This is a genomic window from Klebsiella sp. CB_Kp196, assembly GCF_040061575.1.
GTDB lineage: Bacteria > Pseudomonadota > Gammaproteobacteria > Enterobacterales > Enterobacteriaceae > Klebsiella > Klebsiella michiganensis.
Genome location: NZ_JBEAFH010000067.1, coordinates 21068 through 43232 on the forward strand (window position 1 = coordinate 21068; position 22165 = coordinate 43232).

21 protein-coding genes are annotated in these 22165 nt (G+C 58.8%); 11 read left to right on the forward strand and 10 right to left on the reverse strand.

The window, feature by feature from the left end; all coding sequences use genetic code 11:
• Positions 1 to 50: 50 nt before the first annotated feature.
• Positions 51 to 359, forward strand: coding sequence for a monooxygenase (locus ABLU87_RS24190; protein ID WP_048261487.1), 309 nt, complete (start codon positions 51 to 53; stop codon positions 357 to 359).
• Between the two features lie 123 nt (positions 360 to 482).
• On the opposite strand, the gene ybbP is transcribed toward ABLU87_RS24190, so the two are convergent.
• Both ybbP and ybbA read right to left on the reverse strand, forming a co-directional pair.
• Positions 483 to 2900, reverse strand: coding sequence for a putative ABC transporter permease subunit YbbP (gene ybbP / locus ABLU87_RS24195; protein ID WP_046876967.1), 2418 nt, complete (start codon positions 2898 to 2900; stop codon positions 483 to 485).
• A complete protein-coding gene (gene ybbA / locus ABLU87_RS24200; protein ID WP_048261560.1) occupies positions 2897 to 3583 on the reverse strand; it encodes a putative ABC transporter ATP-binding protein YbbA in 687 nt (228 codons plus the stop codon). Before ybbA ends, ybbP begins: the two co-directional genes overlap by 4 nt.
• On the opposite strand from ybbA, the gene tesA reads away from it, so the two are divergent.
• The 3 genes from tesA to ABLU87_RS24215 all read left to right on the forward strand — a co-directional run bounded on the left by tesA (position 3554) and on the right by ABLU87_RS24215 (position 5892).
• Positions 3554 to 4177, forward strand: coding sequence for a multifunctional acyl-CoA thioesterase I/protease I/lysophospholipase L1 (gene tesA / locus ABLU87_RS24205; protein WP_049079717.1), 624 nt, complete (start codon positions 3554 to 3556; stop codon positions 4175 to 4177). The two genes, ybbA and tesA, sit on opposite strands and share 30 nt — an antisense overlap.
• Entirely contained in the window at positions 4167 to 4976 is an 810-nt protein-coding gene (locus ABLU87_RS24210; RefSeq protein WP_162557615.1) for an SDR family oxidoreductase, read from the forward strand. The genes tesA and ABLU87_RS24210 overlap by 11 nt, the downstream gene beginning before the upstream one ends.
• A gap of 61 nt (positions 4977 to 5037) precedes the next feature.
• A complete protein-coding gene (locus tag ABLU87_RS24215; RefSeq protein ID WP_048261482.1) occupies positions 5038 to 5892 on the forward strand; it encodes a co-chaperone YbbN in 855 nt (284 codons plus the stop codon).
• Positions 5893 to 6000: 108 nt separating this feature from the next.
• On the opposite strand, the gene fetB is transcribed toward ABLU87_RS24215, so the two are convergent.
• Together fetB and fetA are read right to left on the reverse strand one after the other, a co-directional pair.
• On the reverse strand, positions 6001 to 6783 hold the full coding sequence (gene fetB / locus ABLU87_RS24220; protein WP_004129987.1) for an iron export ABC transporter permease subunit FetB: 783 nt from the start codon (positions 6781 to 6783) through the stop codon (positions 6001 to 6003).
• Positions 6770 to 7450: an iron ABC transporter ATP-binding protein FetA gene (gene fetA / locus ABLU87_RS24225; protein ID WP_048261480.1), complete on the reverse strand. Its 681-nt coding sequence runs from the start codon at positions 7448 to 7450 to the stop codon at positions 6770 to 6772. The genes fetB and fetA overlap by 14 nt, the downstream gene beginning before the upstream one ends.
• A 136-nt stretch (positions 7451 to 7586) precedes the next feature.
• Here fetA and ABLU87_RS24230 point away from each other — a divergent pair, with 136 nt between their 5' ends.
• The 4 genes from ABLU87_RS24230 to ABLU87_RS24245 are packed head-to-tail and all read left to right on the forward strand — an operon-like array spanning position 7587 to position 11835.
• Positions 7587 to 8504 (forward strand): SPFH domain-containing protein, encoded by a 918-nt coding sequence (locus tag ABLU87_RS24230; RefSeq protein ID WP_004129981.1) that lies wholly within the window; start codon positions 7587 to 7589, stop codon positions 8502 to 8504.
• Complete coding sequence (locus ABLU87_RS24235; protein ID WP_122117292.1) at positions 8501 to 8959, forward strand: NfeD family protein; 459 nt, start codon at positions 8501 to 8503, stop codon at positions 8957 to 8959. Before ABLU87_RS24230 ends, ABLU87_RS24235 begins: the two co-directional genes overlap by 4 nt.
• Before the next feature lie 21 nt (positions 8960 to 8980).
• Entirely contained in the window at positions 8981 to 11149 is a 2169-nt protein-coding gene (locus tag ABLU87_RS24240; RefSeq protein WP_122117291.1) for a hypothetical protein, read from the forward strand.
• On the forward strand, positions 11119 to 11835 hold the full coding sequence (locus tag ABLU87_RS24245; protein WP_025107133.1) for a DUF3142 domain-containing protein: 717 nt from the start codon (positions 11119 to 11121) through the stop codon (positions 11833 to 11835). Before ABLU87_RS24240 ends, ABLU87_RS24245 begins: the two co-directional genes overlap by 31 nt.
• Here the strand turns inward: ABLU87_RS24245 and cueR are convergent.
• Complete coding sequence (gene cueR, locus ABLU87_RS24250; RefSeq protein WP_122117290.1) at positions 11832 to 12242, reverse strand: Cu(I)-responsive transcriptional regulator; 411 nt, start codon at positions 12240 to 12242, stop codon at positions 11832 to 11834. The genes ABLU87_RS24245 and cueR overlap by 4 nt on opposite strands.
• Before the next feature lie 106 nt (positions 12243 to 12348).
• Here cueR and copA point away from each other — a divergent pair, with 106 nt between their 5' ends.
• Positions 12349 to 14850: a copper-exporting P-type ATPase CopA gene (gene copA / locus ABLU87_RS24255; protein WP_122117289.1), complete on the forward strand. Its 2502-nt coding sequence runs from the start codon at positions 12349 to 12351 to the stop codon at positions 14848 to 14850.
• Positions 14851 to 14924: 74 nt separating this feature from the next.
• Here copA and ABLU87_RS24260 read toward each other — a convergent pair whose 3' ends face one another.
• From ABLU87_RS24260 to ABLU87_RS24280, 5 genes are read right to left on the reverse strand one after another with little or no spacing between them, the layout of a single operon-like run.
• On the reverse strand, positions 14925 to 16175 hold the full coding sequence (locus ABLU87_RS24260) for a phospholipase D-like domain-containing protein (RefSeq protein WP_064358003.1): 1251 nt from the start codon (positions 16173 to 16175) through the stop codon (positions 14925 to 14927).
• On the reverse strand, positions 16168 to 16815 hold the full coding sequence (locus ABLU87_RS24265) for a MotA/TolQ/ExbB proton channel family protein (RefSeq protein ID WP_004137930.1): 648 nt from the start codon (positions 16813 to 16815) through the stop codon (positions 16168 to 16170). The genes ABLU87_RS24260 and ABLU87_RS24265 overlap by 8 nt, the downstream gene beginning before the upstream one ends.
• 19 nt (positions 16816 to 16834) lie before the next feature.
• The gene (locus tag ABLU87_RS24270; RefSeq protein ID WP_004848383.1) at positions 16835 to 19075 is read right to left on the reverse strand and encodes a TonB-dependent receptor; all 2241 of its coding nucleotides are present in this window, start codon (positions 19073 to 19075) and stop codon (positions 16835 to 16837) included.
• A 34-nt stretch (positions 19076 to 19109) separates the two neighbouring features.
• Positions 19110 to 19853 carry a TonB family protein gene (locus ABLU87_RS24275; RefSeq protein WP_064358002.1) on the reverse strand — a complete coding sequence of 248 codons (744 nt, stop codon included), beginning with the start codon at positions 19851 to 19853 and terminating at the stop codon, positions 19110 to 19112.
• A gap of 1 nt (position 19854) precedes the next feature.
• Complete coding sequence (locus ABLU87_RS24280; RefSeq protein ID WP_004848379.1) at positions 19855 to 20262, reverse strand: biopolymer transporter ExbD; 408 nt, start codon at positions 20260 to 20262, stop codon at positions 19855 to 19857.
• A gap of 322 nt (positions 20263 to 20584) precedes the next feature.
• On the opposite strand from ABLU87_RS24280, the gene ABLU87_RS24285 reads away from it, so the two are divergent.
• Both ABLU87_RS24285 and ybaK read left to right on the forward strand, forming a co-directional pair.
• On the forward strand, positions 20585 to 21379 hold the full coding sequence (locus ABLU87_RS24285) for a TraB/GumN family protein (RefSeq protein WP_046876973.1): 795 nt from the start codon (positions 20585 to 20587) through the stop codon (positions 21377 to 21379).
• A gap of 201 nt (positions 21380 to 21580) precedes the next feature.
• Positions 21581 to 22060: a Cys-tRNA(Pro)/Cys-tRNA(Cys) deacylase YbaK gene (gene ybaK, locus ABLU87_RS24290; RefSeq protein ID WP_025107139.1), complete on the forward strand. Its 480-nt coding sequence runs from the start codon at positions 21581 to 21583 to the stop codon at positions 22058 to 22060.
• The last annotated feature ends 105 nt before the right edge of the window (positions 22061 to 22165 follow it).

The window sequence follows — 22165 nt, forward strand, 5'->3', positions numbered from 1 at the left end:
ATGTCATTAAAATGGTCTATTACCGCGCAAACATCATCCATGGAGGAAGTATGTCGAAAAAACTACTGCAGCTGCACTTTGCCTTTAACGGTCCCTTCGGCAACGAGATGTCCCGTCAGCTCGTGGAGCTGGCCGAGTCCATCAATCAGGAGCCGGGGTTTATCTGGAAGGTCTGGACGGAAAGCGAAAAAAATCAGGAGGCGGGCGGGATCTATCTTTTTGCGAATGAAGAAACCGCGCTCGCTTATCTCAACAAGCACACCGCGCGTCTGAAATCTCTCGGCGTAAACGAGGTTATCTGCAAAATTTTCGATGTTAATGAGCCGCTCACCGCGCTGAACCACGGTCATCTGCAATAGCAACGCGCATCCGTACCGGGTAACCCCCCGGGTTGCGGCTGACGCCTTACCCGGGCTACTTTCCCGCATACAGTGAAACCCCCGGGTGGCGGATAACGCCTTACCCGGGCTACATAGCTAACCCTATCCCTGACTAAACTGGCGGAACAGCGCCTTACCTTTCAGCAGACGCAGCCCCAGCCAGCCGCCGCACAGCGACAGCAGTATCGCCCCGCACAGCGGCAGCATCACCCACAGCCGCCAGTCCGGAGACCACGGGAAGTCAAAGATTTTGCTTTGCAGCAGCGCCAGCGCCACCTCAGCGCCAATCGCCGCCACGACGCCGGACACCACGCCCAGCAGCGCGAACTCCGCCCACAGCGTGGTGCGCAGCAGAGACTTCCCGGCCCCCAGCGTGCGCCAGACCACCAGCTCCTGATAACGCTGACGCATCCCGACCTGTACCTGCGCCAGCAGCAGCAAAACGCCGCAGGCGGTGACCAGAATCACCATTACCTCAAGCGCGCGGCTTACCTGGGTCAGCACCTGGCCAATCTGCTGCAAAATCGCGCCGATATCCAGCAGGCTGACGGTGGGGAATTCGCGGTTGAGCTGCGTGAGCATCCCGTTGCCGTTATCCCAGCGGAAGCTGGTCAGCCAGCTTTGCGGCTGGCCGTCGAGCGCCCCCTGCGGGAAGATAAAGAAGAAGTTCGGCCGCAGGCTCTCCCAGTCGACTTTACGCACGCTGGACACCTTCGCGCTAAAGTCCTGAGTATCCCCGGTAAAGGTCACGCTATCGCCGAGCTTGACGCCCAGACGCTGCGCCAGCCCCTCTTCAATCGACACCTCGCCCGCCTTCGGCGGCCAGCTACCGGCAACCAGCGGATTATGATCCGGACGCTCGCGGCTCCAGGTGAGGTTAAGCTCCCGGTTCAGGGCTTCATCTTTATTGCCCTCCGTCACCTGACCGTTAATTTGCGTCAGACGGGCGCGCACGATGGGGTAGAACTCGGTGGCGCGGGTCTGATGTTCGGCGAGGAAGGTTTTCACCGGTACCACCTGCTCCGGCGCAATGTTAATCAGGAAATAGTTAGGACTTTCCGGCGGCAGCTGCTGCTGCCAGCGGTCAAGCAGATCGCCGCGCAGCACCAGCAGCAGCGCCAGCAGCATAAACGACAGCGAAAAGGCCGCCAGCTGGCTCAGGGTCGACCACGGCTGACGCAGCAGACGGTTCACCGCCAGGCGCAGCGGCAGCGCTTTTAACGTCAAACGCTTCAGTAGCCACAGAACGCCCCATCCCGCCAGGCCGCACAGCAGCGCCAGCACCACGGCGCCCGCCAGCACCGCCCATAGCAGGGGGCTGCCGCCCATCAGCAGCGCCAGCAGGGCTACCACCACCGCGCACACCACTGGAATATAGATCGTCAGCGGCCAGACGTTGGCGACGACATCCTGGCGCAGCACCCGCAGCGGCAGCGTCGCCAGCAGCAGTCTATAAGGACGCAGCCCGACCAGTAGGGAAATCACCACCATCGCGCCGATCGCCCACAGCCACGGCCAGCCGCTCGCCGCCGGCAGCGCCGCCGGGAGCACCGGCTTAAGCATCAGCAGCAGAATATGCTCCAGCCCGACGCCCATCGCCCCGCCGGCAACCACCGCCAGCGCCAGCAGCATCAGCCACTGGCCGACAATCAGCTTGCGCAGCTGCGCCCGCCCGGCGCCGAGGGTTTTAAGGATCGCCACCAGATCGTAACGACTACGGCAGTAATGACTCATCGCCACCGCCACCGCGGCGACCGCCAGCAGCAGCGTTAACAGCGCCGACAGCAGCAAAAACTGCTGCGAGCGCTCCAGCGATTTACCCAGCGCGCTGTCATCCTGCTCCAGGCCGATCCAGCGATGTTCAGGCCCCAGCTTCGGCAGCAGCCACTTTTCGTAGTCCGCCAGCTGCTGCGGGGTTCCGGCATACTTATAGCGCCAGGAGACGCGGCTCCCGGGCTGCACCGCGCCGGTTTTCGCCACGTCTGCGGTATTCATCATCAGCCGCGGCGCCATCTGGAAGGGGTTAAATCCGGCATCCGGCTCCTGTATCACCTCGCCGGCAATGCGCAGCGTGGCGTCGCCCACGTCGATGGTGTCGCCGGTTTTCAGATTCAGCAGCGCCATTAATCGCGGCGCCAGCAGCACGGTGCCGGCGTGCGGCTTCAGCCCCGGCGGCTGGGTCTGCAGCTGACCATATAGCGGATAGGTGTCGTCAACCGCTTTGACGTCCGCCAGCTGCGGCGTATCGCCGGAAAACGTCATAGTGGCGAAGCTCAGCTGTTCGCCGACGGTTAAACCAAGGCGACGCGCTTCGTCAATCCATGCGCCCGGGACTTCGCGCGAGCTGCGCAGCGTGCGGTCGCCGGCCATAAATTCCCGGCTCTGCTGGCTGAGTCCTTTCTCCATGCGGTCGCTTATCGAGCCCAGCGCCAGCACGCAGGCCACCGCCAGGCTCAGCGCCAGCCAGACGATCAGCAGCGACGGCGAGCGCCATTCGCGCCAGAACCAGCGGGCGATCATGCTTCCTCCTGCAGCTGGCCATCCACCAGCCTCAGCCGTCGGTCGCAGCGCGCCGCCAGCAGCGGGTCGTGGGTGACGAGGATCAGCGTGGTGCCGTGCTCGCGGTTCAGCGAGAACAGCAGGTCGGCGATTTTATCCCCGGTGTGACGGTCGAGGTTGCCGGTGGGTTCATCGGCGAACAGCAGCTCCGGGCGGCCGTTAAACGCGCGCGCCAGCGCGACCCGCTGCTGCTCGCCGCCGGAGAGCTGTACCGGCAGGTGATGCAGGCGTTTGCCCAGCCCCAGCTGCTCCAGCAGCGCCCGGGCGCTGCCGCGGCTCTGGCTATCGCTTTCGCCGCGCAGCAGCGCAGGAAGCTCAACGTTTTCCAGCGCATTGAGGGTGGGTATCAGCATAAAAGATTGAAACACAAAGCCGACATGCTTAGCGCGCAGCTTCGCCCGCGCCTCTTCGTCCATCTGGTGCAGCGGCTGTCCGAGCAGCGAAACCTCCCCGCTGCTGCCGTCGTCCAGCCCGGCGAGGATCGCCAGCAGCGTCGATTTACCGGACCCCGACTCGCCAATCAGGGCGATGGTCTGCCCCTGTTTGACAACCAGCTCAACTCCGGTAAGGATGGAAAGCTGATGCTCACCCTGACCGACGGATTTCTTAAGATGATGAACTTCAAGTATGTTTTCCGCTGGCATTTGCCTTTCCTGTTTCTGGTCCTGTTTACCTGCCGCGCGATGGCGGCCGACACGCTGTTGGTTCTCGGCGACAGTCTGAGCGCCGGTTATCGCATGGCGGGCAATACCGCCTGGCCTGCGCTGCTTAACGATAAGTGGCAGACCAAAACGCCGGTGGTTAACGCCAGCATCAGCGGCGATACCTCGCAGCAGGGGCTGGCAAGGCTGCCGGCTCTGCTTAAGCAGCATCAGCCGCGCTGGGTGCTGGTAGAGCTGGGCGGTAACGACGGGCTGCGCGGTTTCCCGCCGCAGCAGACGGAGCAGGCGCTGCGTACCATTATTGAGCATATCAAAGCGGCGAACGCCCAGCCGCTGCTGATGCAAATTCGCCTGCCCGCCAACTATGGCCGCCGTTATAATGAAGCCTTTAGCGCAATTTATCCGGCACTGGCCAAAGAGTTTGATATTCCTCTGCTGCCCTTTTTTATGGAAGAGGTTTATCTGAAACCGCAGTGGATGCAGGACGATGGAATTCACCCTAATCGCGACGCCCAGCCGTTTATCGCCGACTGGATGGCGACGCGTTTGGCTCCCTTAGTTAATCATGACTCCTGATAACAGCGAGTCATTTGCAGGTAAAGTTATGCAAAAATCGGTTTTAGTTACAGGATGTTCCAGCGGAATTGGTCTTGAAAGCGCCCTTGATTTAAAGCGCCAGGGCTTTAACGTGCTGGCCGCCTGCCGCAAAGCGGAAGATGTCGCACGGATGCAGGAGCTGGGGCTGACCGGTGTGTTGCTGGATCTTGACGATCCGCAGAGCGTTGAACGTGCCGCCGCCGAGGTGATTGCCCTGACCGACAACCGCCTGTACGGCCTGTTTAACAACGCGGGCTACGGCGTCTACGGCCCGCTGCCGACCATCAGCCGCCAGCAGATGGAGCAGCAGTTTTCCGCCAACTTTTTCGGCGTCCATCAGCTAACGATGCTGCTGCTTCCGGCGATGGAGCCGCACGGCGAAGGGCGTATTGTGATGACCTCATCGGTGATGGGAATTATCTCCAGCCCCGGCCGCGGCGCCTATGCCGCCAGCAAATTCGCGCTGGAAGCCTGGTCAGACGCGCTGCGCATGGAGCTGCGCCACAGCGGAATTAAGGTCATCCTGATTGAGCCGGGCCCGATCCACACCCGCTTCACCAACAACGTCAACCAGACCCAGACCGATAAGCCGGTGGAAAACCCCGGCATCGCCGCCCGCTTTACTCTCGGGCCGGAAGCGGTGGTGGAAAAAGTGCGCCATGCTTTTGTCAGCGATAAACCGAAGCTGCGCTACCGGGTCACTCTGGTGGCGCATGCGGTCGCCCTGCTGAAACGCCTGCTGCCGACCCGCGCGATGGACAAAATTATCCAGGGCTAAGTTGAAGCGCCTGCCGTCGCCCCCATATATCTATACAAATATCGATTAAAGAGACTTGCTCATGTCCGCACAGAATATTGTCAATATTACCGAAGCTAACCTACACCAGACGCTACAGCAGTCCGCGACAACGCCGGTGCTGTTCTATTTCTGGTCCGCGCGCAGCCAACATTGCGAGCAGTTGACGCCGGTACTGGAGAGCCTCGCCGTCCAGTACAACGGCCTGTTTACCCTCGCTAAAGTTGACTGCGATGCCGAACAAATGCTGGCTTCGCAGTTTGGCCTGCGCGCAATCCCTACGGTTTACCTGTTCCAGAACGGTCAGCCGGTCGACGGCTTCGAAGGCCCGCAGCCGGAAGAAGCGGTGCGCGCGCTGCTGGATAAGTTCCTGCCGCGCGAAGAGGAGCTCAAAGCGCAGCAGGCGCTGGCGCTGATGGAGGAAGAGAACTACGCCGAAGCGCTGCCGCTGCTGAAAGACGCCTGGCAACTGTCGAACCAGGAGAGCCAGATTGGCCTGCTGCTGGCGGAAACGCTGATTGCCCTCCACCGTTCCGATGAAGCGGAAACGGTGCTGAAAACCGTGCCGCTGCAGGATCAGGATACCCGCTATCAGGGACTGGTGGCGCAGATCGAGCTGCTGAAAAAAGCCGCCGACACGCCGGAAATTCAGCAGCTGCAGCAGCAGGTAGAGCAGAACCCGGAAGACGCGGCGCTGGCCTCCCAGCTGGCATTACAGCTGCATCAGGTGGGGCGTAACGAAGAGGCGCTGGCGCTGCTGTTCAGCCATCTGCAAAAAGATTTAGGCGCCGGAAACGGCGAGGTTCGCAAGCTGCTGCAGGAGATCCTCTCCGCCCTCGGCACCGGTGACGCGCTGGCCGCGAAGTACCGCCGCCAGCTCTACTCTCTGCTTTATTAATCGTAAAAAACCCGGCTCGCGCTGCGCTTAGCCGGGCTACAGGTTACCCGCCGTCAGCGGGACGGTAGCCCGGACAGGCGCGTTCAGCGCCGCCTCCGGGGAAAAAACTTACGCGCGTTTTTTCAGTTGCGTCACCACCAGCTGATGGCGAGCATTAAAGAACTTCAGGTAGGTCAGATACCCGGCGATAATCGTTGACAGGCTGGCAGTCGACAGCAGCATAAACGTCACCATAATCTGGTACTTAATCGCTTTTACCGGATCAATCCCGGCGAAAATCAGCCCCGACATCATCCCCGGCAGGCTCACCAGCCCCACCGTTTTCGCCGAATCTACCGTCGGGATCAGCGCGGCGCGAATGCTATCGCGGATAAGCCTTGCGGAAGCCATCTTCGGCGTCGCGCCCAGGCTCAGCTTCTCCTGGATCTGCTGCTGCTCGCTGCTGAAACGCTGCCCCATGTTGTTGTAGCACAGCCCGACCGCCACCATCGCGTTACCGGCCACCATCCCGGCAATCGGAATCACCTGCATCGGCACAAACGCAATCGATCCGGAAAAAACCAGCACCGCCAGGGTTAATCCGGCGCCGGTGGTTATCGCGATAAACGAAGAAACAAAGGCTTTATCGATATATTTGCTGCGCTTTTTCGCATTCCACGCCGCGTTAAAGCAGATAAACAGCACCATCAGCAGCGTCAGCACGGCGTGATTAACGTTAAAGATATATTTCAGCACATAGCCGACGATAATCAGTTGCACAATCGCCCGGCAGATACTCCAGATAATATCTTTTTCCAGCGCCAGCTTTTCCCGGTAGCTGACCACGATCGCCACCAGCACCAGAACCATGGAGAGCGCCAGCGATTCGTTAGTAATATTATGCCCGTTCATTTTTTTTCTCCTCCTGCGCTTTTCCGCCGGCAGGCTTTAGGGTAATCACTTCATCCGCATGGGCAATTTCATTGCTATCGTGAGTGACCCACAGAACGGCGATATTTTTTTCGGTCGTGTAGCGATGGATAATCTCATTCACGTTTTTTTTATTGCTCTCGTCCAGCGCGCTGGTAATTTCATCGAGCAGCAGCACCTGCGGTAAAAACTGCAGATTGCGAATCAACGAAACTCGCTGCTTTTCCCCGCCCGAAAGTTCATTGATTGACTTTTCCAGCGTATTCTTCGCCAGACCGAAGCGGGCAAGATCGGCCACCAGCGCCTTAGGATCCGGCTGTTGATGACGGATCTGCCACGGGAAGACCAGGTTGTCATACACTGAATCGCCGAACAGCGCCGGGGTTTGCGCGCAGTAGGAAACCTGCTGACGATAGGTTTCCGGCGTTAAGTCATTAATGTTTTTACCGGCGAAGAAAATGCTTCCCGCAGTGGGGCTCAGCAGCGAAGCGATTATTTTTAATAACGTGCTTTTTCCGCAGCCGGAAGGGCCGGTAATCAGCTTAAATTCCCCTGCCCTGAGCTGAAAACTCATCTCATTAAGGATGGTCACTCCATCGGCCTGAAAACCCACATTGTCCAGGCGCAAAATAGCGTTACTTTCGGTCATTATTATTCCCAGTTTTTCGACAACGCCTCTAGTTTACTCCACTTTTCTTTCACCCGGATGCGCGGAAAGATATACTCTGGTTAAACGCGCGCCACTCTCCCGGCGCATCAACAGGCAACAAGACAGGAGGTTTTTGATGCTGATTTTTATCCCCATTCTTATTTTCGTCGCGCTGGTTATCGTCGGAGCGGCGGTAAAAATCGTTCCTCAGGGCTACCAGTGGACGGTAGAGCGCTTTGGCCGCTATACGCAAACGCTGCAGCCGGGGATGAGCCTGGTGGTGCCCTTTATGGATCGTATCGGGCGCAAAATTAATATGATGGAGCAGGTGCTCGATATCCCTTCGCAGGAGGTGATTTCGCGCGATAACGCCAACGTCACCATTGATGCGGTGTGCTTTATTCAGGTTATCGACGCGCCGAAAGCCGCCTATGAAGTCAGCAACCTCGAGCTGGCGATTATCAACCTGACCATGACCAACATTCGTACCGTGCTGGGCTCCATGGAGCTGGACGAAATGCTCTCCCAGCGCGACAGCATCAACACCCGCCTGCTGCATATTGTCGATGAAGCGACCAACCCGTGGGGCATCAAAATCACCCGCGTTGAGATCCGCGACGTACGCCCGCCGGCGGAGCTTATCGCCTCAATGAACGCCCAGATGAAAGCCGAGCGCACCAAGCGCGCCTATATTCTTGAGGCCGAAGGGATACGTCAGGCGGAAATTTTAAAAGCCGAGGGCGAGAAGCAGTCGCAGATCCTCAAAGCCGAAGGCGAGCGTCAGTCGGCGTTTTTACAGGCAGAGGCGCGCGAACGTTCCGCGGAAGCGGAAGCGCGCGCTACGCAGATGGTCTCATCCGCTATCGCTTCCGGCGACATTCAGGCCATCAACTACTTCGTCGCGCAGAAATATACCGATGCGCTGCAGCAAATTGGCGCGGCCAACAACAGTAAAGTGGTGCTGATGCCGCTCGATGCCAGCAGCCTGATGGGCTCCATCGCCGGGATCGGCGAGCTGCTTAAAGAAGGCGCTGGCGCGCAGAAAAAATCATGATCGCGCTGATTCTCGCCCACCCGCATATTTTCTGGCTCAGCCTCGGCGGGCTGCTGCTGGCGGCGGAAATGCTCGGCGGCAACGGTTATCTGCTGTGGAGCGGCATTGCCGGCGTCGTGACCGGGCTGCTGGTCTGGATGCTGCCGCTGAGCTGGGAGTGGCAGGGCACGCTGTTCGCCGTGCTGACCCTGCTGGCGGCCTGGCTGTGGTCGCGCTGGCTGCGTAACCGCGTTAAGCGCCAGAAGCCGGCGGACGCTCAGCTTAATCAGCGCGGGCAGCAGCTGCTTGGCCGCCGCTTTACGCTGGAAGCGGCGCTGGTTAACGGCCGCGGACACGTCCGCGTGGGCGACAGTTCATGGCCGGTTATTGCCGATGACGACCTCGCGGCGGGCAGCAAGGTTGAAGTGGTCGCCATCGAAGGCATAACCCTACATATAAGAGTCGTATCACAATAATCACGCCACAGGACATCCGTCATGGTCAGGAAGACAACGTTTACCCTTTCGCTCTGCGCCCTGCTCGCGGCAGCCGCTCAGGCATATGCTTCTGCTGATATCGAAGATTGCTCGTGGAGCGACCCGCTATGCCTGCTAAAAGGCGAACCTGTACTGACACCGGGAAATGACTCGCGGGACAACTTGCTGCGCCTGCTGAGCGAAGCGAAATCTTTCGCCCTGCCCGTTCAGGCCATTCCCGCTGATGTCAGCCGTACCCGCGATGTTTACTTCGCCTGGCATCCTGAGTGGGATAGCGCGCCGCCGCCTCCCGCGCCGCCGGCGCAACGCGAAGATGAAACCTTCATCCAACAAATGGCGGCGCTGAATATCGATCCGGCGCAGATCATGCCGGCCAATTCGGCTGAACGGCTGGGAACATCCGACTATGAACTGGAAAACCGCTTTGTCAGCAACACCCTTGCCGCCGTCAGCCAGTTCAACGCCGCCCTGCTCGCCGCGCCCTCTGTGACCCCGCAGCAGCGTCATGACCTGGCGCTGGCGCGGCTGAAACTGTTTTATGGCGCCAATATCACCGCAGTCGCTGATATCCTCAATAGCTTCCCGGCAGATGCGGACGCCGACTTATTCGCTTATTACCTTTCCGGCATCGCCCACTTCTATGGCGGCAATTACACCGCCGCGACCCACGATTTCACCCTGTTGCTGGAGAGTCAGCAGCCCTGGCTGACCGAGACCGCGCAATATATGCTGATGCGCACGGCGCTCAACAAAAGTAGCCAGAACAGCATCGGGCAGTACGGCGATTTTGATATTGCGCGCATCAATCGTGATGATGCCGCACAGGCGCAAAAAGAAGCACAAACCTATTTGCAACGCTGGCCCGCAGGGCTTTATGCCGACTCCGCGCGCAATATGCTGCGCCGCATTAACTGGTATCTGCAGGCGTGGCCGCAGCTGGCCGGACTCTATGAGCAGGCCTTCCGGCAGGCTGCCGACGCCGGGGAACTGCGTAAACTGGTGAGTGAATATGATAATGTCTTCGGCATGCCGTTCTACGCGCAGCCCGTTCTGGCAGCATTCCCGGACGCGCCGCAGGTCAGCTATGTCGAACTTCTCCGCGCCCTGCGCCTGAATGCTGACAATAAGCCAACCTTAACCCAGGCACAGCTTGACGCCAGCAAAGCGGCGTTTGAGAAGAGCGGAGATCTGCCGCTGTGGCGCGACCTGCAGCTGCAGCTGTGGAGCGCGACGGGCAACAATGCCGCCATCCTGCAGGCTGTCACGCCGGCAAAAACGCTGCCGGCGAATGATATTCTCGCCTTCAGCGAACAGGTCCTCTACGGCGAAGCGCTAATGGGACAAACACAGTGGCCCGCGGCGCGCGATTTTTGGCAGCAGCTGCTACAACTTAGCCAAAACCCCGAGCAACAGCAGTATATCCAGGCAAAACTGGCGGCAACGCTGGTCTACAGCGGTAACGCGGCGGCTATCTTTGCCGCCGATAGCCCGGTGACCAATCTACGCTTTCGCTCCCGAGTGCTGAAAACCCAGGCCTCGCCTGAACTGCTACGCCAACAGGCGGCCAACGGTCCCAATAATGAAGAACGTACTATCGCTCTGCATACGCTGCTGGTGCGGGATCTCACGGAAAATCGTTTCGGCGACTGGCTGAACGACAAAAAGCTCGCCACCGCCATTACCCAGCCGGTAATCAGCGAGGCCTTTGACGACGTCAACCTTAGCAGCTTCGACTGGGATGGCGAGGCGACCGAAGCCGGTTATGCCTGCCGCAGCCTGGATGACACCGTCACCGTGCTCAGTAAAAACGCCGATGATGCCCACGGGCTTAACTGCCTGGGCGAGTTCTTCCGCACCACGCAGACGCATGTTGATCTGTGGAAAGACCACGCCGGCAACGATATGCTCGAGCCCGCCACCAACCGCCAGCAGCCTCTGGGACAGTACGATCGCCAAAGCTATTACCAGCAGATTATCACCTCGCCGAAAGCGGAGCCGGAAGATAAAAGCTATGCGCTCTATCGGGCGATTCTCTGTTACGCCCCCTCCGGTAGCAACGAATGCGGCGGCGAAGATGTCGAAAAACTGCAGCGTAAGGGCTGGTTCACGCAGTTGAAAACGCAGTATCCGGGAAGCCCGTGGGCGCAAAAACTCAAATATTACTGGTAATCGCGCTGCTGTCCGGGTCAGCGCAGGCGGCGGAGCGCGTTGATGCGCGCCAGCATTCCGCCTTCTGGCTGTGGTCCGGGGTGAAAGCCAGCAACGATCTGCAGAACGCGCAGACGGTATATCTGCATCAGGGCGAGGTGCTGACGCGCGCTGGCGAGGTCATATTCCAGCGCCTCGGCCTGCCGGTCAGCCGCCTGACGTTTCCCGCAATCTGGCTTACCGTCCGGTTTACCACACTTGATGTACCACAGACGATTGTGCCGCGGATCGTACGCCTGATGCAGCGCTGGCGGGCGGCTGGCAATCAGGTGGTTGGTCTGCAGGTTGATTTTGACGCAGCCACATATCAGCTCGCCGACTACGCCCAGTTTTTGCAACAGCTACGCCAGCAGCTGCCGCCAGAGTTCGCGCTGGGGGTAACGGGCCTGCTGGACTGGGCTAAAACCGGCGATATTGCCACACTGAACGCGCTTGCGGTTGATGAACTGGTGGTGCAAAGCTATCAAGGACGCCACACGGTGGCGAATTATCAGGACTATCTCCCCGCGCTCAGCCGGCTGCGTATCCCGTTCAAACTCGGGCTGGTGCAAAACGGCAGACGCGATCGGCAGGCGGAAATGCAGCTGAATGACTCCCCCTACTACCGCGGCACGGTGGTCTTTATGCTCAACCCGGCGCGGCGTTAAACCTGCGCCTTGCGGTGACAGCAGCCTGAGAGATTATCGATGATCGGGCAATCCGCGCTGTCATCGCCGGGGCAGGAGTCCGCCAGCGCCAGCAGCTGCGTACGCATGCCCTGCAGCTCGCTGATATGCCGCTCAATTTCCGCGACTTTCTCCAGCGTCCGGCGTTTCACGTCGGCGCTGTGCCGCGAGGGATCGTTGAACAGGAATATCAGCTCGCGACACTCTTCCAGATTAAACCCCACCTGGCGCGCCTGGCGCAGCAGGGTCAGTTCATCCAGATGCTGCTGGCTGTAGCTGCGGTAGCCGTTTTCGCTACGCAGCGGCGGCGTCACCAGCCCCTTCTCCTCGTAAAAACGGATCGCTTTGCTGGTTAAGCCGGTCTTTTTCGCCACATCGCTAATATTCATCTTTCCCCCTTGACCTTCCCCTTGCTGGAAGGTTTAACCTTGTTAATACTCGATGAAAGAGTGTGTTCGGTCAATCATTAACCGGAAATTTATTCAGGAGTTATGTATGTCTACCACTATCGACCTCGCGCTTGATGGCCTCTCCTGCGGCCACTGCGTTAAACGGGTGAAAGAGAGTCTGGAGCAGCGTCCCGACGTTGAGCAGGCGGAAGTCACCGTTACCGAAGCCCACGTCACGGGCAGCGCCAGCGCGGAAGCGCTGATTGAGACCATTAAACAGGCCGGATACGGCGCGGAGCTCAGCCACCCAAAGGCTAAACCGCTGGCAGAATCATCAATCCCGCCGGAAGCGCTGACAGCGGCCACCTCTGAGCTTCCGGCAGCCCGTGACGAAGATGACAGCCAGCAGCTGTTAATCAACGGCATGAGCTGCGCCAGCTGCGTATCCCGGGTACAACACGCGCTCGCCGCGGTGCCTGGCGTCTCGCAGGCGCGGGTCAACCTGGCGGAACGCACTGCGCTGGTGATGGGCAGCGCGTCCGCCGCAGAATTAGTCCAGGCCGTAGAGAAAGCGGGCTACGGCGCGGAAGCTATCGAAGACGACCTCGAACGCCGCGAGCGCCAGCAGGAAACCGCCGTCGCCACAATGAAGCGCTTCCGCTGGCAGGCTATCGTCGCCCTGCTGGTCGGTATCCCGGTCATGGGCTGGGGAATGATCGGCGACAATATGATGGTCAGCGATGATAACCGCTCCCTGTGGCTGACTATCGGTGTTGTCACCCTGGCGGTGATGGTCTTTGCCGGCGGCCATTTCTACCGCAGCGCGTGGAAAAGCCTGAAAAACGGCACCGCGACCATGGATACTCTGGTGGCGCTGGGTACCGGCGTCGCCTGGCTCTATTCAATGAGCGTCAACCTGTGGCCGCAGTGGTTTCCGATGGAAGCCCGCCACCTTTATTATGAAGCCAGCGCGATGATTATCGGTCTGATTAACCTCGGCCATATGCTGGAAGCCCGCGCGCGCCAGCGCTCTTCGAAAGCGCTGGAAAAACTGCTCGATTTAACCCCGCCGTCAGCGAGGGTGGTCACCGACGAAGGCGAAAAAGATCTGCCGCTGGCTGAGGTTCAGGCGGGAATGGTCCTGCGTCTGACCACCGGCGATCGCGTACCGGTCGACGGCGTCATTAGCCAGGGCGAAGCCTGGTTCGATGAAGCGATGCTCACCGGCGAGCCAGTGCCGCAGCAAAAAGGCGACGGTGACGCCGTTCATGCAGGGACCGTAGTGCAGGACGGCAGCGTACTGTTTACCGCCAGCGCCGTCGGCAGTCAAACCACCCTGGCGCGCATTATCCGCATGGTGCGCCAGGCGCAGAGCAGTAAACCTGAAATCGGCCAGCTGGCGGACAAAATCTCCGCCGTGTTCGTCCCGGCGGTTGTGGCGATAGCCCTGTTCAGCGCCGCGATCTGGTACTTTTTTGGCCCGGCGCCGCAAATTGTCTATACCCTGGTGATCGCCACCACGGTGCTGATTATCGCCTGTCCGTGCGCCCTGGGGCTGGCAACGCCGATGTCGATTATCTCCGGCGTGGGCCGCGCGGCGGAGTACGGCGTACTGGTGCGCGACGCCGATGCGCTGCAGCGCGCCAGCACTCTCGATACGCTGGTCTTTGATAAAACCGGTACCCTGACCGAGGGTAAACCGCAGGTGGTGGCGATAAAAACCTTTACCGCCATGGATGAGTCCACCGCTCTGCGTCTGGCGGCGTCTCTGGAGCAAGGTTCCAGCCACCCGCTGGCGCGCGCCATTCTCGACAAAGCCGCGGACCAACGCCTGCCTGCGGTAGAAAACTTCCGCACGCTGCGCGGGCTGGGGGTCAGCGGCGAAGCCGAAGGCCGCCGTCTGCTGCTCGGCAACCAGGCGCTGCTTAATGAGCACAAGATTGCAACGGCTGAAATAGAAGACGACATGACCGCCCAGGCGTCACAGGGTGCCACGCCGGTGCTGCTGGCGGTAGATGGTCAGGCGGCGGCGCTGTTCGCCATCCGCGATCCGCTGCGCGAAGATAGCGTGGCGGCATTAGCCAGGCTGCACCGCCAGGGCTATCGTCTGGTGATGCTGACCGGAGATAACCCCACCACCGCCAAAGCTATCGCCAAAGAGGCGGGCATTGATGAGGTGATTGCCGGGGTGCTGCCGGACGGGAAAGCCGATGCGATTAAGCGCCTGCAAAGCGAAGGGCATCAGGTGGCGATGATCGGCGACGGTATCAACGACGCGCCCGCGCTGGCGCAGGCCGATGTGGGGATCGCCATGGGCGGCGGCAGCGATGTCGCCATTGAGACGGCGGCGATTACCCTGATGCGCCATAGCCTGAACGGCGTTGCCGATGCGCTGGACATCGCCAAAGCCACGCTGCGTAATATGAAGCAGAACCTGCTGGGGGCATTTGTTTATAACTCGCTGGGCATTCCGATTGCCGCCGGGATCCTGTGGCCGCTGACCGGCACGCTGCTCAACCCGGTGGTGGCGGGCGCGGCCATGGCGCTCTCTTCGATTACCGTTGTGAGCAACGCCAACCGCCTGCTGCGCTATAAGCCCAAAGCATAAAGCAGCCTCTGGCGAGGGCGAAAACAGGCTTCCCCTCGCCCCCTTCGGGAGAGGGGAAGCCTCAGCCGATTTATCTATTCGAACTCGCGGCCAGGATGCGGAACCGGATAATCAAAATCAACCTTGATCGGCGCCGCATAGCGGCTATTCCACAGCTGGCTGTAAAGCGCGTCCACGCGCGCGGCCATCGACGCATTATTCAGCACCAGCTCAAGGTTGCGTGAGTTATCGAAATAGCCTCCGCTCCAGTTGCTGGTTCCGACCCACGCCGTCGTACCGTCGATGGTCATCAGCTTACTGTGTACCACCCTGGCAAAGGGGATAAACCCTCGGCTGGCGGGAGGTATGGTCACCACTTTTAGCTGAACGTTTGGCACCAGAGAGAGACTCTTCAGCCAGAATACCTCCGGCTTTTTCAGGTTCCAGTTCGCCACCATCAGCTCCACCTGTACGCCGCGGGCCGCCGCGCTGCGCAGGGCGTTATCAATGGGCGCATAAAAGGGCCGGCTCCCCTTTTCTCCCCACGCCAGCGGCGCATAGTCCATCACCTGCACCCGGATCCGCGATTTGGCGCTCGCCAGCAGCCGCGGCAGCGCCACCTGCGAATCAATCACCCCGCCCGGGTTATAATCGCGCGGGCTGGCAACCAGATAATTGCCCTGCGGGGCCGACGCTACCGCCTGCCGCGCCGGCTTCGGTACCGGCTTACTCTCCGCCAGCAGAGCTTGCGCCTGCCAGTCCTGATCGAAAATAGCCTGAATCTGCTGCACCGTTTGCGGATCGCTGATGCGCAGACCGGTCTCCTGGATCTGTTCCAGCGCGCGCCAGTCAAAATTCTGGCTACCGACAAAAGCCTCTTTGCCATCCACCAGCAGATACTTGGCGTGAACAATACCGCCGGTCAGCCGATGGAACGGAATCACCCGCAGCTCCAGGTTGGGGAGCGCTTTCAGGGCCGTCAGCGTTTCCGGCGTTGAAAGGCCCACGCCCTTCTCCTCCATCAGAAAACGAATTTTTACTCCACGCTCCCCGGCGGCCCGCAGACGTGCCAGAACCCCATCCAGCAGAGAGCCTTTTTCATTCGCCACGTAAAACTGCGCCAGATCGATATGGCTGCGCGCCGCATCGAACATCTGCTGCCAGACTTCGGCGGCATGACGTAAATCGTTATCCTGTAAGGTGGTTTCCTGCGGCGCGTTATACACCAGCTCGTAGCCGGGTATAGAGAACGCCGCCCATACCGGCTGGCTTAACAACATCCAGCTCCCCGCCAGCGCGCTCATCAGGCGGCCTGCCGGCCACCCGCATTGACCATGTTCAGGCATAGCGCTGCGCCTCGTGACCTTCCCAGCGTTTGCCGCCCTGCTCCGGACGGCTGACCGGGCTGCCGGCGCGGATCAGCAGCACCTTCAGCAGTTCGTTGATTCGCTCCATGCGGCTTTGCAAATAGTTATTGCCCACCAGGCACAGCAGCGCAATAGCAATGCCCAGGCCGGTGGCATACAGGGCGGTCCCCATACCCGCAGAAACCATGCTGGCATCGGAGACGCCTGAGGCGGAAAGGGCCTTAAAGGTATCCATAATACCGAGGATCGTCCCCAGCAGGCCCAGCAGCGGCGCGGCGGTGACAACGGTTTCAAGCATCCACAGCCCACGCGACATCTGCGGTTTGCTGAGCAGATACTGAGCGTCGATCAGATCGCTCATCGCCTCACGGTCTTCCGCCGTCTGCTTTTTCTCCAGCACCGGCAGAATGAGGGTCAGCGGGAGGCTACTGCGGCCGGTCAGCGATTCCGGCAGATCCGACGCGCGGCGAACGTCCGGCGTCAGCGCCTTTTCAAAGCGCAAAGCCTGACGCTGGGCCCACGAAAAATAGAGGCCGCGTTCAACCAGTATCACCACGGCGATCGCCAGCGCGGCGTACATAACGTAGAAAATAATATCGTGAATCAGATTGGCATCCATCAGAGTGCCCTCCGGTTAATTAAAAGGTTGCTTCCAGCGAGACGCTAAAGGTGCGCTCTTCGCCAACGTTGTAGTACGGGGTACTGGCCTTCACGCCGTCGTAAGCCGCCGCGTTAAAAGTCGTCGAGCGGACGGAGGTCAGGTACTGTTTATCGAACAGGTTATCGATGCCAAAGCGCAGGGTGGCGCTTTTGACAATCTTTTTATCCACCGGCAGATGCACGCCCGCGGCGACATCAAAGACCGTGCGCCCGCCGATTTTTTCGTCGTTGGTCAAATCGCCGTAGAACGAACTGACGTATTTGCCGCCGAAGCTGCCGTAGTAGAGACCATCGTCATAGCCCAGCGACGCGTTAAGCATGTTTTTCGGTACGTTTGGCACCGTTTTGCCCGCCGTTGGCAGCGGATGTCCGCCGTTGCTCACAATGTCGTCTTTTTGTTCGGAATGGGTGTAGGTATAAGAGGTGTAGTAGTTGAAGTTGTACGGCAGCTTACCGCTCCACTCCAGCTCCAGACCTTTACTCTCCACGCTGCCGATGTTCATCATTTCGTAGTCACCATCCGCATTGGTGGTCGAAATCTGCCGGTCGGTATAGCGCATATAGAAGAGCGTCGCGCTCAGCAGCATATCTTCGCGCTGAAAACGCCAGCCCAGCTCGTGGTTCCAGCTCAGCTCAGGTTTGGTGCTGATCGAATCGCCGACGTTGTAGAGCACGTAGTTGGGAGGCGTACGCATGTTGCGCGTCAGGTTATAGAACAGCTGATTTTCGCTATCCGGCTTATAGCTGATGCTAAAGTTCGGCAGGAATTCATGGTAGGTCGCCTGGCGTTTTTCCGCAGCGCTATACAGGCTGCCTTTATTATCGCCTTTACGTTCAACATACTGATAAGCCAGCCCGCCCACCAGCGTCCAGTCCGGCGTCACGAACCAGCTGTCCTGAAGCCATACTTTGTGCGCAGGAGTCACCGTGTACTGGTTACGCCCCTGTACCGTATTGCCGTTCGCATCTTTAACCTGATCGGAACCGCCCGGTTTGCCGGAAACGTTCGCCGGGTTGCCATCGTCCTGAATGCTAATAAACGGCTGGGTCTGCGACTGACGCGCGCGCTCGTACCAGTAGCCAATATCCAGGCTGTGTTCGTCGTTAATATCCCACTTCAATTTCGTGGTAACGCCCGGCCGCCAGGTCTGGGTCCACGAAGGCCGGTAATAGGTATTAGAAGTCAGGTTGCTGAGATCGTACTGTCCGGCGGTATCAGACGTATTGGACAGCACCGAGGCCGTTTGTCCGGTAAAGCTGCCGCCGTTACCCCAGTAGTAATAGGGCTGAACGGTCAACGCGAGGTTATCGCGCAGCTGTAAGCGCTGGGCAAAAGAGAGGGTGAAGGTTTCAAACGGATTACGGTTCAGCTTGTAATATTTGCTCAGTTGACCTTTGCTGTTGTAGACCGGGGTGGTCGAGTAGTCCTGACGCGGGTCTTCTTCGAACTGCGCTTTACTCAGGGTGTTATAGTTGCTGTTATCCTGACGGTTATACTTCATGATCAGGTTGCTGCTGTTGCCGTTGCCATCCTCGTACAGCGAGTTCATTTCGAACTTATCGGAATAATTACGCCCCTCCCCGCGCCATTTTTTGGCTTCAGTATGCGAGTACGAGAGCCAGTTGCTAAAACCGTTGTACTCCCCGGTCTCCAGACGAGCGAAAGTTTTGCTGAGGTTATGGCTGCCGAGCGTTTGTTTGACGAAGCCGCCAAACTCCTTTGAGGGACGCTTTGTCACAAGGCCAATATTACCGCCGCTGGAACCAATATGCGGGCCGTCAGCCTCGGAAGAGCCCTGGGTGACAAAGATCTGCTCAAGGTTTTCCGCGTCGCCCAGCAGGTTGGGGTAGACCGCATAGTTGCCCGAGTCGTTAATCGGGATGCCGTCCATCGACAGGCCGATCTGATCCGAGTTCATCCCGCGCATGGTGTAGTCGATACCGCTCAGGCCGCTGGCGTCATTGCTGTTGACGTTCATTCCCGGCGTATATTTCAGCATGTCGATAGCATTGCTGGCGCCGGGGGCTTTTTCCATCGCCTCTTTGGTCAGGGTGGAACGCGCTTTGCCGCTGTCTTCCTGCACCATCAGACCGCCGCCGAGCGATTGCCCCTTAACGTTAATCTCCCCCACGTCGCTGCTTTCCGCCGCCAGTGAGGCCCCCGATAACAGGGCCGACACCACGGCTAACGCAATCCCAGAATAATTAAAGTTTTTCATTTCTTTTCCTGTAAAAACAAATGATTAATTAGGCTTATGGCGCCTGGTAATTAAACGTCGCGGTAAATTTTTTGCTGCTTTGTCCGGCAAAAGCCTCTTCAGGAAAGGGCTTCAGCTGGCTGATGCTTTGCAGGGAACTAAGCGCAGCGCGATTGAGCAGCATGTTCGGCGCCCTGCTGGCAATACCGGAAGCCAGCACTCTGCCGCTGCGGTCAACCTCCAGCCAGACCTCCACGTTGCCCTGCGGACGTTCCAGCGAAGCCTGACGGCCGCTCGGGTAGCGCTTGCGCTGCTCCAGCTCCCGGCGCAGCGCCTGCAGATAGCCGTTTTCCACCGCCTGCGCGTTCGCCTTCGGCGCCGGGGGAGAAGGCGGCGGGGCCGGTTTACTCACCGGACTACGAACGGCGGCGGGCTGCGGAGCCGCGATCGCCTGCGGTTTCGGCGCTTTTTCCTTCACAACCGGTTTGGGCCTGGGTTTGGCTTTCGGTTTAACAACCGGTTTGGCCTGGATAATGGGTTCTGGCGCAGGAACGACGGGTTCAGCGACCGCCTCCGGTTCCGGCTCAGGTTGAATTTGCGGCGGTATTTCCGGCTGCGGTTCCGGGACAGGCTCCGGCTGCGGCGGTTCGGGTTCAGCCAGCGACAGTTCCATGACCGTATCGTCGTAATGCGGTTTGACCTGCAGCACTGCCTGCTGGCTGACAAACAGTAAACATCCGGCGACGACAAGGGCGGGTAGCCAGCTAACAACGTGACGTGAGCGATAAAGCAGATACATATCACTGCTTCCGTGTGGCAATGGAAATGGAGAAGAAACCACCCTGACGCAGGGTATCCATCACGGCGATCAGGCGTTCCACCGCAACCTCTTTATCGCTGTTCACGATAATGGTGGTGGTTTGGTTTTCCTGCTGCTGTTGCTTCAGGGTATTGACCAGCGCATTCAGGGGCAGCGGCTGGCCATCAAGCTGCAGCTGGTCGCCGGCGCCGAGGGTGATAATGGCTTTTTTTTGCGGTTTAAGCTGTTGGGCGCTGCCGGCCGACGGCAGCTGCGTTTTCAAGCCCAGAGCCGGGATCACATTCAGGCTAATCAGGACAAAGAAAACCAGTAGAAACATCATCACATCGATCATCGGGATCAGCTCGATATGGGCTTTATTCTTTTTAGGCTCACTCCAGTTACGCATGTCACTCCCCCCAAAAATTGAAGGGGCCAATATAGAAGCGTTTTGTTTATTTTTTGTTACAGATTTTTTATTTTATTATCACAATAGAGGAATATTTGAGAAAAAAACACCATGGTCATTCACGTTATAAATAGTCACTCCATTGTTTTTTAAGTGATAATTAATTTCAAAACGCCATTACAGAAATGACAAAGAAGAGAACATCAAATTTTTTTGTTATTTTCGTGACATTGCAAAACGCCTCTTCCGTCGCGCACGTTGAGTCCCCTTGCGCCCCAGCCCCCCGCGCGCTAGCATGGCTTCCTCACACTACGGAGCACGTATGGGCCTGTTAAACCGAATAAAAATGCTGTGGCAAGCCGCCGTCGGCTCGTCTTATTCCTGGCCCGCGCTGGATATCACGCTTCCCGGCGAGCGCTATCTGCACCTGGTCGGCAGTATTCATATGGGCACCCGCGACATGTCGCCGCCGCCCGCCAGGTTATTAAAAAAGATCCGCCAGGCCGATGCGCTGATTGTGGAAGCGGATATTAGCGGCAGCGAAACGCCGTTCAGCAACCTCCCCTCCTATCCGCCGCTGGCGGAACGCCTGAGCGCCTCCCAGCTTGCTGAACTGCAAGAGCGGGCAGGAGAAATGGGGCTGTCCATCGCGCTGTTCGACAGCCAGCCGCTGTGGCAGGTGGCGATGGTATTGCAGGCGACACAGGCGCAAAAACTGGGCCTAAGGGCGGATTACGGCATTGATTATCAACTGCTGATGGCGGCGCGCGAGAGCAATATCCGCGTGATGGAGCTGGAGGGAGCCGACAGCCAGATAGCGCTGCTGCGGGATCTGCCCGACGGCGGCCTGGCGCTGCTGGAGGATACCCTCACCCACTGGCGCACGAATGCGCGTCTGCTGCAGGTGATGATCGGCTGGTGGCTGGAGCAGCCGCCGTCAACGGGCGCAACCTCGCTGCCGACAACGTTTAGCCAGTCGCTGTATGATGTGCTGATGCATCAGCGCAATCTCGCCTGGCGCGAAACGCTGCTGGCGCTGCCGCCGGGGCGCTACGTGGTTGCCGTAGGGGCGCTTCATTTGTACGGGGAAGGAAATCTGCCGGACATGCTGACGTAAAAAAATGGCCAATATTGCTATTGGCCCGTCAAAGAGGAATTTCATCATTATTATTATTCCGGGGTTCGCGCCCCGGATCGTCTGATTGTCGCTCAAAGTGACCATCACTGCCAATACTATTGCGCAAGATGATACTATTTTTTAGACAGCCGTCGGGCGTATGCTTATGTCACATTAAATCGGTTGGTAAGAAGGATAACGATGACTCCCGCCGTAAAATTACTCGAAAAAAACAAAATTAGTTTTCACATTCACAGCTACGATCACGATCCGAACGAAACCAATTTTGGCGATGAGGTGGTGCGTAAGCTGGGGCTCAACGCGGACCAGGTCTATAAAACGCTGCTGGTCGCCGTCAACGGCGACATGAAGCATCTGGCCGTCGCGGTGACGCCGGTAGCGGGTCAGCTGGATTTGAAAAAGGTGGCGAGGGCTTTAGGCGCTAAGAAAGTCGATATGGCAGACCCGATGGTCGCACAGCGGGTCACCGGCTATCTGGTGGGCGGGATCAGCCCGCTTGGACAGAAAAAACGCCTGCCGACGGTGATTGACGCGCCGGCCCAGTCGTTTGCCACCATCTATATTTCCGGCGGCAAACGCGGGCTGGATATTGAGCTGGCGGCCAGCGATCTGGCGAAGATCCTTGAGGCAAAATTCGCCGATATCGCGCGTCGCGATTAATTGACGGTTTTTCGTCAGGGAACACTCCCGGAGGCGGCGCTGACGCGCCTTGTCCGGGCTTGTATGATTACTCCGTCAGAAAGAACCGGCCAGTTCTCTCTGATG

What these genes read in the sequence shown, in the direction of transcription:
- ABLU87_RS24285 (WP_046876973.1), top strand. Translation starts at nt 20,585, where the DNA reads ATGGGCCTGTTAAACCGAATAAAAATGCTGTGGCAAGCCGCCGTCGGC.
- ABLU87_RS24270 (WP_004848383.1), bottom strand. Translation starts at nt 19,075, where the DNA reads ATGAAAAACTTTAATTATTCTGGGATTGCGTTAGCCGTGGTGTCGGCC.
- fetA (WP_048261480.1), bottom strand. Translation starts at nt 7,450, where the DNA reads ATGACCGAAAGTAACGCTATTTTGCGCCTGGACAATGTGGGTTTTCAG.
- ABLU87_RS24280 (WP_004848379.1), bottom strand. Translation starts at nt 20,262, where the DNA reads ATGCGTAACTGGAGTGAGCCTAAAAAGAATAAAGCCCATATCGAGCTG.
- ybaK (WP_025107139.1), top strand. Translation starts at nt 21,581, where the DNA reads ATGACTCCCGCCGTAAAATTACTCGAAAAAAACAAAATTAGTTTTCAC.
- ABLU87_RS24230 (WP_004129981.1), top strand. Translation starts at nt 7,587, where the DNA reads ATGCTGATTTTTATCCCCATTCTTATTTTCGTCGCGCTGGTTATCGTC.
- ABLU87_RS24215 (WP_048261482.1), top strand. Translation starts at nt 5,038, where the DNA reads ATGTCCGCACAGAATATTGTCAATATTACCGAAGCTAACCTACACCAG.
- ABLU87_RS24210 (WP_162557615.1), top strand. Translation starts at nt 4,167, where the DNA reads ATGACTCCTGATAACAGCGAGTCATTTGCAGGTAAAGTTATGCAAAAA.
- ybbA (WP_048261560.1), bottom strand. Translation starts at nt 3,583, where the DNA reads ATGCCAGCGGAAAACATACTTGAAGTTCATCATCTTAAGAAATCCGTC.
- fetB (WP_004129987.1), bottom strand. Translation starts at nt 6,783, where the DNA reads ATGAACGGGCATAATATTACTAACGAATCGCTGGCGCTCTCCATGGTT.
- ABLU87_RS24265 (WP_004137930.1), bottom strand. Translation starts at nt 16,815, where the DNA reads ATGGATGCCAATCTGATTCACGATATTATTTTCTACGTTATGTACGCC.
- copA (WP_122117289.1), top strand. Translation starts at nt 12,349, where the DNA reads ATGTCTACCACTATCGACCTCGCGCTTGATGGCCTCTCCTGCGGCCAC.
- tesA (WP_049079717.1), top strand. Translation starts at nt 3,554, where the DNA reads ATGAACTTCAAGTATGTTTTCCGCTGGCATTTGCCTTTCCTGTTTCTG.
- ABLU87_RS24190 (WP_048261487.1), top strand. Translation starts at nt 51, where the DNA reads ATGTCGAAAAAACTACTGCAGCTGCACTTTGCCTTTAACGGTCCCTTC.
- ABLU87_RS24235 (WP_122117292.1), top strand. Translation starts at nt 8,501, where the DNA reads ATGATCGCGCTGATTCTCGCCCACCCGCATATTTTCTGGCTCAGCCTC.
- ABLU87_RS24275 (WP_064358002.1), bottom strand. Translation starts at nt 19,853, where the DNA reads ATGTATCTGCTTTATCGCTCACGTCACGTTGTTAGCTGGCTACCCGCC.
- ABLU87_RS24260 (WP_064358003.1), bottom strand. Translation starts at nt 16,175, where the DNA reads ATGCCTGAACATGGTCAATGCGGGTGGCCGGCAGGCCGCCTGATGAGC.
- ybbP (WP_046876967.1), bottom strand. Translation starts at nt 2,900, where the DNA reads ATGATCGCCCGCTGGTTCTGGCGCGAATGGCGCTCGCCGTCGCTGCTG.
- cueR (WP_122117290.1), bottom strand. Translation starts at nt 12,242, where the DNA reads ATGAATATTAGCGATGTGGCGAAAAAGACCGGCTTAACCAGCAAAGCG.
- ABLU87_RS24240 (WP_122117291.1), top strand. Translation starts at nt 8,981, where the DNA reads ATGGTCAGGAAGACAACGTTTACCCTTTCGCTCTGCGCCCTGCTCGCG.